This is a genomic window from Roseomonas sp. USHLN139 (genome assembly GCF_037145735.1).
Classification (GTDB): Bacteria; Pseudomonadota; Alphaproteobacteria; order Acetobacterales; family Acetobacteraceae; genus Pseudoroseomonas.
In genome coordinates, this window is record NZ_JBBCWY010000023.1 from 1 (window position 1) to 16,667 (window position 16,667).

Below are 16,667 nucleotides of genomic sequence, written 5' to 3' on the forward strand. Positions count from 1 at the left end.
TGCGCTCTGGGATGCCATCCGTGACGCCCTCCCGCAGTTCTCACCGCAGGAGTGTGCCAGCTACTTCACCGCCGCAGGATATGAACCAGAATGATCGGATTATGCTCTAGATAAGGGCGACGTCTATAAGCTGGTGCACAATCGGACCTATGTCGGTGAGGCTACCCATAAGGGGAAGGTCTACCCGGGTGAGCATCAGGGCATCGTGCCGAGGGCACTGTGGGACAGGGCGCATGGCGTGCTGCAGATCAGCCCTCGAGCGCGCTCCAACCAGAACCGAGCTCAGGCTCCCGCGCTGTTGAAGGGGCTGATCTTTGGGGTAGATGGTCGGGCGCTGTCACCCACCCACACCCGCAAGAATGGCCGTCTCTATCGCTACTATGTGGCGCAGCGCGTGCTGAAAGGCGAGGCCGCCGAGGACGATAGCCTCCTGAGGCGTGTGTCAGCGGCCGAGATCGAGGCGGCGGTGGTGAATCAGGTGCGGATCCTCCTTCGGCAGCCGGAGATCGTGGTCGGTACCTGGCAGGCGGCACGCCAAGAGGCGCCGGACCTGACCGAAAGAGAGACACAGCATGCGCTGCAGCAGCTCGACCCACTGTGGGAGGAGCTATTCCCGGCAGAGCAGGCCCGGATCGTCCGGTCGCTGGTGGAGCGAGTGGTGGTTGGGCCGACCGGTGCCGACATCCGTCTGCGGGTGGAGGGGCTGACCAGCCTCGTTCGGGATCTGACCACCATGCCAGCCGATGCCGTGAGGACCGCCGCGTGACCAGCACCACCAGCATTACGGTCCGGGTGCCTCTAACAATCCGTCGGCGCCCGGGGCGGAAGACAATTGTCACGCCTGCAGCCACTAAGCCAGCGGCAGTTACAACCAAGGCGAACCCGGCCCTCGTCAAAGCGCTGGCTCGGGCATTTCGTCACCAGCGGCTGCTGGACGAGGGGCGGTACGCTTCGATCAGCGAGATGGCGGTGGCCGAACGGATCGAGCGAGGCTACCTGGGCAAGCTGCTTCGGCTGACGCTGCTGGCACCCCATATCGTCGAGGCGATCATGGACGGGCGGCAGCCGGAGGGGATGACGCTGCCGGTGCTGATGGAGCCGTTTTCCGCGACCTGGGACAAGCAGTTGGTGCTTCTTCAGGCCGCGGCACAGAAACGCCATGTGGTTCCCACTGCGAGCAACCGCCAGATCGGTCAACAGAGATAGTAACGCCACCAGGGCTACGGTGCTGTCATGCGCTCGAAGATCTTCGGGATGTAGGTCCCCGGTGGCTCGTCCATGAAGACGATGTTGGCGGCTTCGAGGTCGGCCTGGGAGACCTTTGTCAGGTTGATAAGGTCCTTCATCTCCGTGGCCGAGGCAATGAAGGCGGACAAACTCAGAGCTTTGTCTCCCACACGCTTCTCGATCTCCTTGATCTCCGAGAACAGCTGAAGCTTGGGATCATTTAAACTCAGGTTCCGGATGCCCTTCGGATCGATCAACCCCAGCCACTGTTGGCCACCATCATGATCGACAAGCCAAAGCAGGAAATCGGGATAGAAATTGCCGGCGGTTGCGAAGCCGAGGCCGCGCTTGGCGTCATCCGCATTCCGCAGCAAGTACAAGCTGCGGCCCGCCAGCGCCTTCATACCTGCCGGCGTGGAGATGAACTTCTGCAGGTCACGCACGAACCGAATTTCGCTCAAGGCTCCTAGTGCCAGCGGACGCATGCGGAGCGGCAAGCCTTGGCGATTGCCGTCGAACCCAAGCAGCGGGTGATATAGATGGCGATCGAAACAGATCGCCACAATCGGCCCCTGCTTCCAGGCGTCGGCGTCCACCAGCTTGCCGCTGCCAACAAGCTCCTTCAACGTGTTGAGGCGTGCCTCGTACGCGCGGCCTTCATCGGTCGGATCGATCTCGAAGGTGTAGCGGTCGAGCATCGACCCGTGGCTCTCATCGATCAGCGCAACATCGTAAAATTGCCCCTCGTAGGCGCCCTTCAGCGCTTTGTAGAACCGCTCCATGTAGTCGATGAGGAGCTGCACCAGGATGTCCTGTTGCGTGCTGACATCGGCGAAGGAGCGCAGCTGTAGCTCGGAGGCCGGAATGAAGAGCGTGTACCAGCCCGACTGCGTTGTGCAGAAGGTCTCGAGCCGATTCTGATCCAGCCGCAGGTTGTTCCAGGTGCGCTGCTGCTTGTGCGCCTGCAGCTCCAGGAAGATTCGGTCGAAGTCGAACATCGCCATCGTCGAGGCTGCGATCTTGCCTGCGTTGCGCAGATTCGCCGGCGGCAAGGTGTCTGTGCTGCCTTTGGCGGCGAGCGCCTCGATGCGCGGATAGAGATCGAGCTCGGCGTGCGGAAGCTTGATCTTGCCGACCAACTCTGCCGGCACCTCGAAAAGCCAAGGCGATTGCCGCCGCTTGAAGCCGAACTTCTGATTGTCCCGATAACCATCCTTCAGCTTCAGCGTCTTGAGCTTCCGCCCTGCCGGCAGGTTTGGCGTGACAGGGAAATCAACCGTGATGACCTCGTCGGTTGGTGTGATCCCCTCGTCGACCAGGTAGGCCTTGAACTGCGCCATGTAGCTGGCGCGCACACCGAAGATGTTCAGCGTTTCGAGCTTCTCCAGGTGGCTGTTCGAAGGTCGTTCGTGCGGCAACGACCGCTTCAGTGAAAGCTCGCGCCCCTTCAATCGAACACCGCGACCAAACAGCTGGATGATCTGCGAGCCTTCTCCCTGACCCATGTTGAGCAGGCCCATGGTGGACACCCGCCAACTGCTCCAGCCCTCGGTGAATTTCCGGGATCCGACCAGCAACGTCAGCGGGCTGTTCTCATCATTGAGGGCGTCAAACAGGGTGCCGCCGAATTCGTCCGTCTCGGTGATGAAGCCGGCATCTTGCGCCACTGCCTCTGCGCCCTTGAAGAGGCCGGCATCGTCGCCGATGCTGATGACACCGAAATATGGACAGGTGCCCACGCGCAGAGCAAGCTCACCTTTGCTGCCCTTCAGATTTACTAACCGCAGCGACTGGCGGCTGTCGGCATTGAACATCCGCTTGAGGATGCCGGCGTAGATCTCGTCGGCGCCCTCGTTCATCAGGGCCGAGAACCGCCCTTGAAAGATGTTCCGCCCCTTCTGGTCCAAGAGGAGGACGCTGTCCTCGATCAGAGCCTTGATCCACTCCTTTGCTTCGGCCTCATTCGCCAGGAAGCGCGCCAGGAACCGGACCACGGTGACGATATCGGAGTCTTCGCCCGAGACTGTGTTGCCCACGAACACCCACAGCGGCTTCTCGATGCCGAAGTCGGCGATCCGTGCCTTCTGCGTCTCCCAAATCCAGAGCTGTTGGTAGAAAGCGAGCAAGCAGGCTGTAAAATACTGTGCGAGGTCGTTTTCATCGTCGTCGCTCGGGAGGTTCAGGATCAGGAAATCCTTGCCGTACCCGTCGTCGTAGAAAAACTTGTAGGAGTAGTCGAAGAGGACTGATTTGGCGTAGACCTCGCGCACCGCAATGATGCGGGCACGCTTCTTTTCCACATTGGTCAGCTGCAGCTTGGCACGCTGGGTGTCATCGAGAGCGGCGCGACGCAGCCCCGGGAAGTCCCGCTTCAGCTTTGCCTTCAAGATATCATCCTCGGCCTTCTCGACCGTGGCGCCGCCCTTCACCGCCTGCCCGAAGGTGGCGCTGTACTCGAAGGCGAATCCTCCACGCGTCAGCCGCTCGCGTCGGCGTAACCAGGCTCCGGCAGCTGTCCCGGCGCCGCGATGGCCCTCATCGATCAGCACCAGGTTGTTACCCTCGAAGGCATCGACGGCGACGGTCTTGTCGCCCATCTCGTCGCCCAGTTTGTGGACATCGATCACCTCGATGGTACCGGGAAAGTCAGGGGCTCGGTTTTTGTCGAAGAGGCGGCGCAGCGAGAAGCCTGACTGTTCCAGCTCGCGAAGATGCTGGTTCGACAGGCCCTCATTTGGCGTCAGCAGGATGATCTTATCCGGGCGCACGTCGGGCTTGCCGCCCGAAAAATACTCCAGGTACTGCCGGATGTTCACGTGCAGGAGGAGCGTCTTGCCGCTGCCGGTCGCGTTCCAGAAGGCGACCTTGTTCAAATCGTCTGCGTCGTAGTCGCGGAACGCCTCGGCGCCTTGTTCGGCACGATAGGTTTTTAGCTCCTCGTTGAGGCCGTTGATCAGCGCCTGACGACGGTTGAAATAGAAATCCAGGTAGATCTCTGTGAGCAGCAGCGACAGGTACTGGAAGTACTTCATCTCGAGCTGAGCGCCGTTGCGATTGCGGCGCTCGGTGATTGCCTGCCAGTGGCGGACGATGTTCAGGTCGAAGCGTCGTAAATCCGCTTCGCTGACCCGATCCACCTCGAACAGATTGCGTGTCAGCTCGTGGAAGAAGCGGGTCTGGCCGTCCTCGTCGATCCCTTCATGGCGATCATCCCCTAGGCGTGCCTTCAGCGCGGCCAGCGTTCGGCCCTTGAAGAAGCCGAGGAGCCAGCGATGAAGCACCAGTTCCTGGTGAAAGGTCCTCTTTGTGGTCGGCGCCTTCGCCATCAGGAGGCCTCGTCCATCGAGAACATGGCGTCGAGGAAGGCCGGCTCGATCTGGCGGAGCTTCAGAACCTTGGTCTCGCCGCCTGCCGCGTCGTCGGCTGTGGCGACGGTGGGAATGGTGTGATCGCCATTCACGTAGACGACGTCATGCTCGCTATCGGCGGGGTTGATCGCCAGCGTTTCGCAAAGCTTCAGCAGGCCTTCATAGTCGAGCTTGTCGCAGTCGCGCCAAAGGACGAGCGCTGTCTGGCGGTCCGGCAGAACGCCTTGGACCAGGGCGAAGCCGCGATCCAGGTGCAGGTCGATAGTCTTAACTGCCAGGCCGAGCAGGTAGTTGAAGGTCTCAACGAGATCGACTGCGCGCACTTCCGCCGCGCCCGCACTGTCGACGGCCACGCGCAGCTTGTAGTCGAATGGCCTGCGAAAATCGGCGACCGAAAGGAGCGATGCGCGCGCTTCCACATTCATCATGTAACGAAGGAGATAGTCGTCGTGGGCTGCGGGAGGAAGGTTATCGAGCAAATTGGTCTGCTCGCCGGTGCGGATGAGTGCCAGATTGTTCAGCGTGTCCTCATAGCCTTCGATCTTGAGCACCTTGAATGCATGGCTGATGCCGGTGTCGGGGGCGGTAGCCTTGCCGTTCGCCCAGGAGGCTGAGAACACAACCTTTTGCATGCGGGCCTTTAGGACGCGGTCGAAACTTTCACTTTGATCGGACAAAATATATTTCCGACGACCGTCATCTGAACGATTAAGGCTGACGACTGCTTCACCCGTTGTTCCGGATCCCGCGAAGAAATCTGCGATTACAGCATCTTTCTCACCGTATCCGATGCCCACAATATCTTCTAATAGGCCAACAGGCTTCGGAAATTTTGCCGCATCGTAACCAAACAAGTTGCGCACGGTGTCGGTTCCACTCTGCGTATACGGACCAACATGAACGCTCGACGGCTTTCGTCCGCGTTCTTTTCCGGTTTCATCAAATCTGTATTGTTTATAGCTGACCGAGTAATCCCCATCCGAGAGTGTTACAACAATCTCGTCAGAAATAAGCGCATCGCGAAGCTTATCCCAGCTCCACTGCCATTGGCGCTGCGGACGCAGCAGCGCGCCGGCCCACTCTGATCCGTCACGATGGACAATCTGCCATCCGTCTTCGTAATTACCGCCTAATTTGATATCTTCATTCTTGAGAAGGGCTCCAATTTTTGCGCTCTCAATGTCCCATTCTTTGCTTGTCAATAAATCAAGCCGCGGAAACGGAATAGGATAGGTGAGTTGTTTCCTAAAATCATTGCTGTTTGTGTTTAGTGGCTGAAGACGATATTTTCCTCTGATATCAAATTTTTTATCTTTTATCTTGTAATATTTTACCGCATCAGGATCTGGAGGCAGATCGAGATAGGGGACGTCATTTTTAGATCGAGCAAATTGATGGATATATTCATGAAGGTTGTTTATGTGCTTTGTTTTCGATCCGCCGCCGTACGCCTTTTTCCAAACAACCTCCTCTAAAAAATTTTCTTCCCCGAAAATGGAGAAAAGAAGCGGGAGATAATTCCTGTTTTCGTCCCTATCGATACTGGATGAGAAAATTCCATCATCCCTAAGTAGTGGTAATATTTCGCGCACTCTGTTATCGAGCATGCTCATCCAAGATGAGTGGCGATAAGAGTCTTTATAGGCAAACCCGTCGTCGCCGGTATTGTAAGGAGGGTCGATATAAACGTGTTTGACCCGTCCTGCCCAAGTCGCATGAAGCAAGCTGGCGGCCTGGAAATTGTCGCAATGCACCAGCAGTCCATCAAGTCCTGCATCCAGGTCGGCAATCGTCTTCAATAAATCGGCTCGGAACCTCGCATCGAACAACGCGGTGTCCACCATCAGGAAGGGAGATGTTTTCAGATCTTCGACCGTCCCCGCCATAGGGCTGGCTCGCATCCCAAGATCATGCCACTGGGCCCATTGCGCTGCGTTCGCGGCGATGGCGGGGTAAAGCTCCTGCGAAACCCGGTTCAGCGTCACACAGTAATGTGCCGCAACTACGAACTTTTTCTTCAGCCACAGGCGCTTCTGAAAATTCTCCAACTGCGCGAGGAAGGCGATCAGGTCGAGCGCGATGGTGCGCAACGTCTGAATGGTCCGCAGTTGCGTTTCGATGGCCGCGAAGGCGGCCGCATTCTGCACGTCGTCGAGGTTCATCACCTCGTTCTTGATGTAAAAATCCAGCTCACGACGCAGGAAGCCGCCCAGGTCCTTATGGATGAAGTAGTCGGCTGTGTTCTTCGCCGCGTAATCCGTCAGGTGTTTTTCGAGCACGGTCCGCAACGGCGACTTTTCGGTGGGTGCTCGGCGTGTCAGATCCTGCCAGCGTGCTTTGACGGCCGCGTCTGCCAGGACGGTTTCGATCGCACGCGTCAGCAGCTCAGCCTGCTTCGTTCCTTGCGGCATGGGCTGGTAGGCGAAGCGCAGTACCAGGGCGCCATCTTCTTCAGCGACGGGTGTCAGCACCTCGTCGAAGGTTTCGCCGTCCTCGTCGATGCGGGTGACGGTCATGGGCTCAATCAGGACAAACCGGCGCTCCTTATCGTTGTCCTTGCGGTTGTCCTTGGCGGTGTCTGCGGCAATCAGACGGAAATGCACCAGCCGGTCATCCTCAAGCCGGAAGCTATAATTGGAGAAATTCTCGCCGCTTTTGGTGTAGTACTGGTCCTTGTTGGCCCAGTGCAGCACAACCTCCTCCCCCGCATAGGGGATGGCGTAGGTGTCGCCCTTGTACCTGCGCTGGCTGATGAAATCGCCCTGGTCGTAGTAGCGGGAGAAGAAAGTAAGCAGGTGCGAGTAGACCGCGTTCTCGTACTCCACGGCGCTGCCTGCCGCCGCTTCGATCTGCTGCCGCAACTCCCTCACCTTGCCGACGTCATCCGCATTCATGTCGAGTGCCTGTGCGCCGGCAATCGCCTCTGCCAGCTTCTGCTTCAACGCCTCCAGATTGGCTTGACCGCCTTCACCAAGCGCAGCCTTGACCCGGTCCGGTAACCGTCGGGCCAGATAGTCCCTGATCTCGTCCGCACGGGCGTTGATGACGCGGTAGATGCCGAAATCGAGGTCCGGTCTGTCGATCTGGAGGATTTCGCTCAGCTTGGCCGTCAGCTCGGTCAGTTTGGACAAGGTATACGCCCCCAGGGATTCTTCGTTCTTGTGATTACACGACAGACCACCGGGCTGTGAACAGCGTCTCGCTCTGCTGCCGTTGGGCCAGGCGCTTCTCGAGCGCGGCGATCAGCTCGTCTCGCCGGGCGGCGATCTCATCCTCCACCGCAAATATGTCCTGGCGCTGCTTCCGCTGCTTCCGTTCAAGCGCCTGCAGCGACTCCTGCACGGCCTTCTGCGCATCCAGGGTCTCGGCAAGCCGGCTGTCGCGCCGCAGCGCCTTGATGGCTTCCTTGGTGTCCCGGAGGGCCCGTTCCGCGGCAAATATCTTGTCCTCGGCCCATTTCTCCAGACGCTCCCGCGCTTCGCTGAAGTGACGGTTGTTGGCTTCGAGCGATCGGGACAGAGTTGCGCGAATGTGTTGGGCCGCTTCAGCCTTGATTCGCGCCGCCGCGGCGGGAGCGAGGGTGATGGTCGTTCCGGCCTTGCTGTCCACTCCGAATAGCCGCTCGCAGGTCTCCTGGTCCAGCGACTGACCGTCGTCGGTCACGGCGGAGAAGAGGAGGTAATCCTCGGACTCGAAACTCTCCACGGTTAGGCGTGTCAGGCTGAGCACGCCCGATCGCCCCTTCAGTGCCTCGACAACGGCGATGCGCCCCGGATGTGCAGAGATGTCGAAGCGGAGTTCAGCCGGTGGTGTCGGCGCCGTCTTGGCCGCCTCGATGACGTGCTCGCCGAGCGGGTGCGACAGCCGATAGAGGAAGTCGTCATGCCCTATGGTGGGCGCGACGCGCTCCCGCGAGATGAGGTGGTACCGCCCTGGCCGCGCGGCCGCGGCGGGCGATGTATTAAGGTCAAAGGTCAGGGCTTGCTCGTCGAACGTCGCTGCATCGGCGAGCTGGTGCCGAGTGACGGACCAGAAGCGCTGGCCCACGCGGTGCAACTGCGCCTTGGCGTCTTCCAACCTCAGGCGGAGACGGGCGTGCACATCCTCATCGAAGTTTTCGAGCAAGGTCTGGCGCGTCTGGGTCAATCGCGCCTTGATCTCCTCGTCGAGCTGGGTCTGGAGGGCTGAGAACGCGGCTTCAATCGCTTCCGGCGTGCGGCATTCCTGGTAGATGGCGAGGATGCGGCGCTCGAAATCCAGTCCGGATTCGATGGTGCCGAGCACCTCATCGGACGCGCCGAATACGCCGTCGAACAGGCTGAACTTGTCCCGCAGAAGTTCGTGTACGCGCTTATCTGCTGCGTTGCGCTCGTTGAGGAAGTTAATGACGATCACATCGTGCTTCTGGCCATACCGGTGACAGCGCCCGATCCGCTGCTCGATGCGCTGGGGGTTCCACGGCAAATCATAGTTGATGACCTGAGAGCAGAATTGGAGATTGACGCCCTCGGCGGCCGCCTCCGTCGCGATCATGATGGAAGCGTTGTCGCGGAAGTGCTCGATCAGCGCCGCACGGATATCGACCGGCCGCGACCCTGTGACCCGCCCGGTGTCACGGTTCGCTTCGACCCAGCGATCATAAATGGCGCGGGACGACGGGTCCGCATTCGTCCCGTTGAACAGCACTGTCTGGCCAGCGTAGCCATGCCCCTCCAGATATCGGTTCAGATACTCCTGGGTCCGGCGGGACTCCGTGAAGATGAGGGCCTTGCGTTCAGCGCCCATCTCAGCCTGGCTCTCGAACCCGATCCGGAGGGCGGTGAGAAGGGCCGCTGTCTTGGTGTCGGCCTGGATCTCTCGTGCTGCGACTGCCAGCCGGTCGATCTCGGCAATTTCGGCCCGCAGGCGGACGGGATCAATTGCCTCGCCTGCCTCACGCTCCTCTGGCTCGGGCACGAGCTCGGCCCATTCCTCGATGAGCGCTTGGTCGATCTCATCAGCTGCGGCGAAGTCCGCCAGAGATATGGCTTCGCCAGCTTCGGGGCGGCCGTCCCGGATGGCCTCCAACCGAACCTTCAGCCCCTCGAGGGTGCCGGCGATCGCTGAGGACGAGGAGGCCAGCAGCTTTCTCATCAGCAGTACCAGCAGGTGCTGCTGGCTCGCCGGCACGGCGTAGGTGTCGTCCCGCTGAAGGAAGGCCGACACTCCGTCATAAAGGCTCTGTTCGGCATCGCTGGGGCTGAATGGCTGGGTGAGGGCCTTCCTGCGCGTATAGCGGACGTACTCCAGGACTTGGCGGCGAAGGGTGCGCTTGCAGAAGGTGGACAACCGCGTTCGCAGACCATCGAGATCGCCGCCGGCGTTCACGTAACAGGACCTGAAGGCGTTTGGGTCCCCAAACAGGTGCTCATCAATGATGGTCGAAAGGCCGTACAGCTCCATGAGGCTGTTCTGGAGAGGAGTAGCGGTCAGAAGGATTTTGCGTCGTCCCTCTAATGCGCCCTTCAAAGCCTGCCCGACACGGGCGTTCGGTCGCCACGCGTTCCTGAGTTTATGGGCTTCGTCGATGACCACGAGATCCCACGGTTCGGCGCGGACGGCTTCCTGCATCCGCGCCGCAAATTCGTAGGAGACGATCACGATCGCCTTCTGCCCGAAGGGGCGAGGTGACCCGATACGCTGCATCTGGCCGTACACTTTGGCATCGAGAACGACGGCAGGCAGGTTGAATTTCTCATCCAACTCGGTCGCCCACTGCTTCCGGAGGGATGCTGGGCAGATGATCAGGAGGCGCCGTTTGCGCTCGGCCCACCGCTGGCACAGGACGATACCGGCTTCGATGGTTTTCCCGAGGCCGACCTCATCGGCCAGGATGACGCCCTCAGAGAGGGGGGATTGAAGCGCAAACATGGCCGCTTCGATCTGGTGAGGATTCAAGTCGACCGATGCGTCAAACAGCGACATCGATAACTGATCTGATGCACCCGGCGGCGCGCATTTTGTGAGGTCGAAGGCGAAATACTTGGCCTGATGCGGAGTCACGTCGTGGGCCCCGTGAGCGGTATTTGTAGTGCATGCAATTCAACATACCGTCGGCAACCCGGCGCTTTCTGTCCAAGGTCGTACCGATGAATGCTGGCTTGCCAGCGCTCGATGCTAAAGCTTGTTTCGATGATGAGAAAGCGCCGCCGATGGAGAGGCGCTATTAAGCAGGCGAAAGCCTGATGCGGCAAGCTAGCCGTACCAAAGTGTTCGCTCTCGAAGTACAGATTTCGGGCGAGTGGGGTTCGAACCAGGCCAAGCGCCGACCGCGCTGAAACCGGCCTTTGACCTAGGTTTTTGGGTTCCGTGCTAAAATGCCCAAGTCAGCAGGTCCGGAGAGAATTGGCCTTCGGAGAGCGATTTTCGGCCTTCTCCGCGTCTAGCCAGTCAACAGGTCTGCCCCGCAAACCCCAGGAAACCTGCCACTCAGCGCGGCGCTCGGTCAGGCGGAGAGTGCGGCTCGTATGGGAACTGGCGGAGCGCGTGGGTTTCGCACCGAGAGTACGGCCATGGATCAAGCTCGGGGGCTAGGGTGTCTTGCCCATTTCGTTATCGCGCAAAGGAAAGCGACTGATTTAGCGAAGTGGCTTGGTCCAGTGCCGCAGAAAAACATTTTAAATCAATGCTTTGGAGCTTGGGAGGAAAATCCGCCAACCTTCAAGGCTTGGAGAATCTCTGCCGCTTCGGGGAGAAAACCAGAACGGGTCCTGGATCGGCACCATCAAGGCTTCTGGGAGAACCCTGCCCAGACCTGGGCCTCAGCGCCATGCGCGGATGGTGGGAGACGGTTGACGTGAGGCCGAATGGAGCGGGCGAAGGGATTCGAACCCTCGACCCCAACCTTGGCAAGGTTGTGCTCTACCCCTGAGCTACGCCCGCGTTCCATGCGGCGCTGGCCTGCAGCCATCCGCCGCGCCGTGACCTGGACAGGAGGATCCTGCTCCGGGAAGCCCCGAAGACTGAAACCGCCTTGCAGATCACGAGAAAAATCCGAATTGGAGCGGGCGAAGGGATTCGAACCCTCGACCCCAACCTTGGCAAGGTTGTGCTCTACCCCTGAGCTACGCCCGCGCTCCGTATCGGGCCGCCATCCGGACGCTGCCGTCTGGCGTGGCGGCGATATGTCATGGCGCGGGCGCCGCTGCAACCCCCCTGTTTTCAAGGCGGTGAATTTTTTGCCGGGACCCGGCGGGCGGGGCGGTGGCCGCCGCGGGCGGGCTGCCCGCGGCAAAGGGGAGGGGGGGGCCTTGAGGCCGCGGCCCGGCCCGCCGCAGACTGGGGCGGAAGACCGTGCCACGGACGGGGGCGAAGCCCCGCCGCGCCTTGCCCGACAGGAAGCCCCGCCCGCCATGTCCGCCGCCGTTCCGCCTGCCGCCGCCGATCCTGTCCCGCCGGAGGCGCCGCTCAGCGCCGGCCGGCCGCCGGCCACCCCGGCCCAGCTGCTGGCGCGGCTGGCGGCGCTCGGCATCGCCAGCGAGACGGTCGAGCACCCGCCGCTCTTCACCGTGGCGGACAGCAAGGCGCTGCGCGGCACGCTGCCCGGCGGCCATGCCAAGAACCTGTTCCTGAAACCGAAGCCGCCCGGCCCCTATCTGCTGGTGGTGCTGGAGGAGGACCGGCAGGTCTCGATCAATGCCCTGCTGCGGGCGGCCGGCATCCCGCGCGGCCGCTTCGCCTCGGCCGAGGAGCTCTGGGCCGAGCTCGGCGTGCGGCCCGGCTCGGTCACCCCCTTCGGCCTGGTCAATGCGGTGCCGGGCCGGGTGCGGGTGCTGATCGACCGGGCGCTGCTGGAGGCGGGGCGGGTGCATTTCCACCCGCTGGTCAATACCGCCACCACCGGCCTGGCCCCGGCCGGGCTGTGGCGCTTCCTCGAGGCGCTGGGCCATGCGCCGGAGCGGCTCGACCCCGACCTCGCGGCTGCGGCGGCCGAATAGCCACGGCCGAATAAGCGCCGTGCGGGCCGCTGCCGCGGCGCTTCGCGCCTTGCGCTGGACGGTCGGCAGCGCATCTATGGGCGGCAGGAAAATGCCGGAGCTACCCCGATGGACGTGATCGCAGACCCCAACAAAGCCACCCCTGCCGCGGCCGAGCTGATCAAGGACGGCGATTCCCGCTCCTTCATGCAGGATGTCATCCAGGCCAGCCGCGAGGTGCCGGTCCTGGTCGATTTCTGGGCGACCTGGTGCGGCCCCTGCAAGACGCTGACGCCGGCGCTGGAGAAGGTGGTCAAGGCCGCCCAGGGCCGCATCCGCCTGGTCAAGATCGACATCGACCAGAACCGCCAGCTGGTCGCCCAGCTGTCGCAGATGGGCCTGCCGCTGCAGTCGGTGCCGACGGTGGTCGCCTTCTGGCAGGGCCAGATCGCCGACCTGTTTCAGGGCGCCCTGCCGGAATCCGAGATCAAGCGCTTCGTCGAGACCCTGCTGAAGGCGGCCGGCGGCGAGATGCCCGCGGCCGAGCTGCTGGGCGAGGCGAAGACCGCGCTGGAGCAGGGCGACCACCAGGGCGCGCTCGAGCTCTTCGCGGCGGTGATGCAGCAGGAGCCGGAGAATCCGGAGGCGATCGCCGGCCTGGCCCGCACCCTGCTGGCCATGGGCGAGGAGGAGCAGGCGCAGGAGCTGCTGGCCCAGGTGCCGGAGAAGATCGCCAGCCATGCCGAGATCGCCGGCGTGCGCAGCGCGCTGGAGCTCGCCGCCGAGGGCCGCAAGGCGCGCGAGATGCTCTCCGAGTTCGAGGCCCGGCTGGCCGCCGACCCGGACGACCACCAGGCGCGCATCGACAAGGCGGTGGCGCTGAACGCCATGGAGAAGCGCGACGAGGCAGCGGCCGAGCTGCTGGCCTCGCTGAAGCGCGACCGCGCCTGGCGCGAAGAGGCGGCGCGCAAACAGCTGCTGAAGTTCTTCGAGGCCTGGGGCCCGATGGACCCGGCGACGATCAAGGCGCGGCGCGGCCTCTCCACCTATCTGTTCCGCTGAGCAGGACCGGGCCGCGGATGGACCCCTTCCAGCCCCGGCCCGAAAGCCTGCCCGCGGGGGTGCCGGTCTTTCCGCTGACCGGCGCGCTGCTGCTGCCGGGCGGCCGGATGCCGCTCAATATCTTCGAGCCGCGCTACCTCGCCATGACCGAGGCGGCACTGGCCGGCGGCCGGCTGCTGGCCATGGTGCTGCCCGATCCCGCCCTGCCGCGCCCCGCCGGCCGCTCGGCGATCCAGCGGGTGGCCTGCCTGGGGCGGATCGCCTCCTTCTCCGAGGCCGAGGACGGGCGCTACCTGATCACCCTGCGCGGCCTGCTGCGCTTCCGGGTGGTGGAGGAGCTGCCCGACGATCCGCGCGGCTTCCGCCGGGTGCGCACCGATTTCTCTCCCTATCTGGGCGACCTCGCCCCCCTGGCCGACGCGCCGCTGGACCGGGCCGCGCTGCTGGCGGCGCTGCGCCCCTATTTCCAGGCCCGCCGCATCGAGGCCGACTGGACCGCCATCGAGCGGGCCGCCGCGCCCATGCTGGTGACCAATCTCTGCATGCTCTGCCCCTTCGGCGATGCCGAGAAGCAGGCCCTGCTGGAGGCGCCCGACCTGGCCGCCCGGGCCGCCATGCTGATCGCCCTGCTGCAGCTGGAGGCGGCAGGCCCGACCCAGGGGAGGGTCAGCTGAGGCGGGCAGGGGCGGCCGATGCCGGAAAGATCGTTGACGCCGCCGGGGGCGTGGCGCAGGAATCCGCCGACATGACGCATGCAAACGACACCGACCCCGCGACCCCTTCCATCACCCCTGGCGGCCAGCCGGGCGGCCCCTCGGGCGGCCCGGTCGATCCGCGTCTGCTCGAGATCCTGGTCTGCCCGGTGAGCAAGGGCACGCTGCGCTACGACCGCGAGCGCGGCGAGCTGGTCAGCGAGCAGGCAGGGCTCGCCTATCCGATCCGCGACGGCATCCCGATCATGCTGCCGGACGAGGCGCGCCGCCTCGACGGCTGAGCCGCGCCCTTGCCCACCCCGACCGAGCTCCGGCTGAAGCGCGCCGAGCGGCTGCTCGAGATCAGCTTCGACGACGGCGCCCGCTTCAGCCTGCCGGCCGAATACCTGCGGGTCGAAAGCCCCTCGGCCCAGGTGCAGGGGCACGGGCCCGGGCAGAAGCAGATCGTCGCCGGCCGCCGCGCCGTCGGCATCCTGTCGATGGAGCCGGTCGGGCATTACGCCGTGCGGCTGGTCTTCGACGACCTGCATGACAGCGGCATCTACACCTGGGACTACCTGCACCAGCTCGGCCGCGAACAGGCCGGGCGCTGGGCGGATTACGAGGCGCAGCTGGCCGCCCGCGGCCTGTCCCGCGACCCGCCGCCGCGGCGCTAGTCGTCCCGTCCTGACATCCCGACCGCCAGAGAGAGGCTTTCCATGACGCGCAACCTGCCCGTGGTGGCCATCATCGGCGGCGGCTTCGCCGGCACGGCGCTGGCCCTGCAGCTCGCCGGCAAGGCCGAGGTCACGCTGTTCGAGCCTGGCCCGGTCGGGCCCGGCCTCGCCTATGGCACCGCCGAGCCCGCCCATCTGCTGAACGTCCCGGCCGCCGGGATGAGCCCCTTCCCGGACCGCCCCTCCCATTTCGCCGACTGGCTGGCCGCCCAGCCCGACGCCCCGCCGCCGCCGGCGGAGGGGCCGCGCTTCGCGCCGCGCCGGCTCTATGGGCGCTATCTGCAGGAGCTCTGGGCCGCCGCGGCGACCGAGATCCGGCATGTGCCGCGCGCGGTCTCCCGGGTCGAGCGCCTGGGCGAAGGCGGGGGGAACGGCCGCGGCTTCCGGGTGACCGACAGCGCCGGCGAGGTTTTCGAGGCCGACCGGGTGGTGCTGGCGGTCGGCGGCTTCGCGGCCGGGGCGGGGGCGCCGCCGCATCTGGCGGGCGACCCCTGGGACCCGGCGGCGCTGGAAGGCCTGGCGCCCGACGCGCCGCTGCTGCTGGTCGGCCTCGGCCTGACCATGGTGGATGTGCTGCTGGCGCTGCGCGACCGCGGCCATGTTGGGCCGGTCACCGCCATCTCCCGCCATGGCTGGCTGCCGCTGTCGCATGTGACGGGTGCCTTCCCGCCGCCCTGGCCGATGCCGCTGGTCGAGGGCGCGGTGCCCGGCGTGCGGGCCGCCTTCTGCTGGCTGCGAGCCGAGGCGGCGCGCGCCGCCGCCGCCGGCCAGCCCTGGCAGGCGGTGATCGACGGGGTGCGGCCGCTGGTGCAGCGGATCTGGCGCGGCTGGGAGCTGGCCGAGCGCCGCCGCTTCCTGCGCCATGCCCGCAGCGCCTGGAACCTGCACCGGCACCGTGTGGCCCCCGAGGCCGCCGCCCGGATCGGGGCGGAGCTGGCCAGCGGCGGGCTGCGGCCGCTGGCCGCCCGCCTGGTGGAATGGCGCGTGGCGGGGGAGGGGGTGGAGGCCGTGCTGGCGCGCCGCGCTGGCGGGACGGAGCTGCTGCGGGTCGCCCGCATCATCCTCTGCACCGGGCCCGAGGGCGGCCGCGCCTGGCGCGAGGCCGCGCCGGTCGCCGGCCTGCTGGCCGAGGGGCTGCTGGCCGAGGAGGCGCTGGGCCTCGGTCTCTCGGTCTCGCCGGCGGGCGTGGCGCTGGATGCGGCCGGGCAGCCGGTCGCCGGGATCGATGTGCTGGGCCCGCTGACCCGTGGCGCGCTGTGGGAGATCACCGCGGTGCCGGACATCCGGGTGCAGGCCGCGGCGCTGGCCGATCGTATCGAATGCGGAAAATACGACATTCCTGTTTGACGGGTGCGGTTTCCGCCCATATAAGCCCCTCCACGCCGCCGGTTGGCGCTGCTGAACGGCGAACGGTGAGTGATTGGCTGGTGACTGGGGTTGACAAGCGGTTCTGCCGCGAGTAGATCCCGCCTCCCGATCAAGTATCGGACGGCTGGCTGCGAGGCTGGTTGGTGTTGTTGATTTAAAACCGCATCGGGTTTTCTGGAAGTAGAATGGAGCTGATTTGGTTTAGTCCTTTGATGGGCTGAGCTGAGACGGTTTCTGCTCTGGTCTTCTGGTTCTTCG

General features: G+C 63.9%; 11 protein-coding genes and 2 tRNA genes. 8 read left to right on the plus strand and 5 right to left on the minus strand.

Annotated features, from left to right (window positions below; all coding sequences use genetic code 11):
* The first annotated feature begins 238 nt into the window (after positions 1-238).
* Positions 239-766 carry a hypothetical protein gene (locus WFI16_RS26525; protein WP_419900862.1) on the plus strand — a complete coding sequence of 176 codons (528 nt, stop codon included), beginning with the start codon at positions 239-241 and terminating at the stop codon, positions 764-766.
* Complete coding sequence (locus WFI16_RS26530) at positions 763-1,206, plus strand: hypothetical protein (RefSeq protein ID WP_419900863.1); 444 nt, start codon at positions 763-765, stop codon at positions 1,204-1,206. Before WFI16_RS26525 ends, WFI16_RS26530 begins: the two co-directional genes overlap by 4 nt.
* A gap of 14 nt (positions 1,207-1,220) precedes the next feature.
* Here the strand turns inward: WFI16_RS26530 and WFI16_RS26535 are convergent, their stop codons facing one another.
* The 5 genes from WFI16_RS26535 to WFI16_RS26555 form a co-directional block, all read right to left on the minus strand.
* The gene (locus WFI16_RS26535; RefSeq protein WP_419900864.1) at positions 1,221-4,553 is read right to left on the minus strand and encodes a DEAD/DEAH box helicase family protein; all 3,333 of its coding nucleotides are present in this window, start codon (positions 4,551-4,553) and stop codon (positions 1,221-1,223) included.
* Entirely contained in the window at positions 4,553-7,726 is a 3,174-nt protein-coding gene (locus tag WFI16_RS26540) for a site-specific DNA-methyltransferase (protein WP_419900865.1), read from the minus strand. The genes WFI16_RS26535 and WFI16_RS26540 overlap by 1 nt, the downstream gene beginning before the upstream one ends.
* 34 nt (positions 7,727-7,760) lie before the next feature.
* Entirely contained in the window at positions 7,761-10,559 is a 2,799-nt protein-coding gene (locus tag WFI16_RS26545) for an SNF2-related protein (RefSeq protein ID WP_419900866.1), read from the minus strand.
* Positions 10,560-11,441: 882 nt separating this feature from the next.
* A tRNA-Gly gene (locus WFI16_RS26550) sits at positions 11,442-11,516 on the minus strand.
* 117 nt (positions 11,517-11,633) lie between these two features.
* A tRNA-Gly gene (locus tag WFI16_RS26555) sits at positions 11,634-11,708 on the minus strand.
* Between the two features lie 278 nt (positions 11,709-11,986).
* Here WFI16_RS26555 and WFI16_RS26560 point away from each other — a divergent pair.
* From WFI16_RS26560 to WFI16_RS26585, 6 genes are all read left to right on the plus strand, one after another.
* Positions 11,987-12,571, plus strand: a complete 585-nt coding sequence (locus tag WFI16_RS26560; RefSeq protein ID WP_419900867.1) for a prolyl-tRNA synthetase associated domain-containing protein — start codon at positions 11,987-11,989, stop codon at positions 12,569-12,571.
* Between the two features lie 108 nt (positions 12,572-12,679).
* Positions 12,680-13,612 (plus strand): co-chaperone YbbN, encoded by a 933-nt coding sequence (locus WFI16_RS26565; protein WP_419900868.1) that lies wholly within the window; start codon positions 12,680-12,682, stop codon positions 13,610-13,612.
* A gap of 17 nt (positions 13,613-13,629) precedes the next feature.
* Positions 13,630-14,286, plus strand: a complete 657-nt coding sequence (locus WFI16_RS26570; protein WP_419900869.1) for an LON peptidase substrate-binding domain-containing protein — start codon at positions 13,630-13,632, stop codon at positions 14,284-14,286.
* A 71-nt stretch (positions 14,287-14,357) separates the two neighbouring features.
* Positions 14,358-14,606, plus strand: a complete 249-nt coding sequence (locus WFI16_RS26575; protein WP_442970745.1) for a Trm112 family protein — start codon at positions 14,358-14,360, stop codon at positions 14,604-14,606.
* A 9-nt stretch (positions 14,607-14,615) separates the two neighbouring features.
* The gene (locus tag WFI16_RS26580; RefSeq protein ID WP_419900870.1) at positions 14,616-14,981 is read left to right on the plus strand and encodes a DUF971 domain-containing protein; all 366 of its coding nucleotides are present in this window, start codon (positions 14,616-14,618) and stop codon (positions 14,979-14,981) included.
* A 42-nt stretch (positions 14,982-15,023) separates the two neighbouring features.
* Positions 15,024-16,388, plus strand: a complete 1,365-nt coding sequence (locus WFI16_RS26585) for an FAD/NAD(P)-binding protein (protein ID WP_419900871.1) — start codon at positions 15,024-15,026, stop codon at positions 16,386-16,388.
* Positions 16,389-16,667 lie beyond the last annotated feature (279 nt).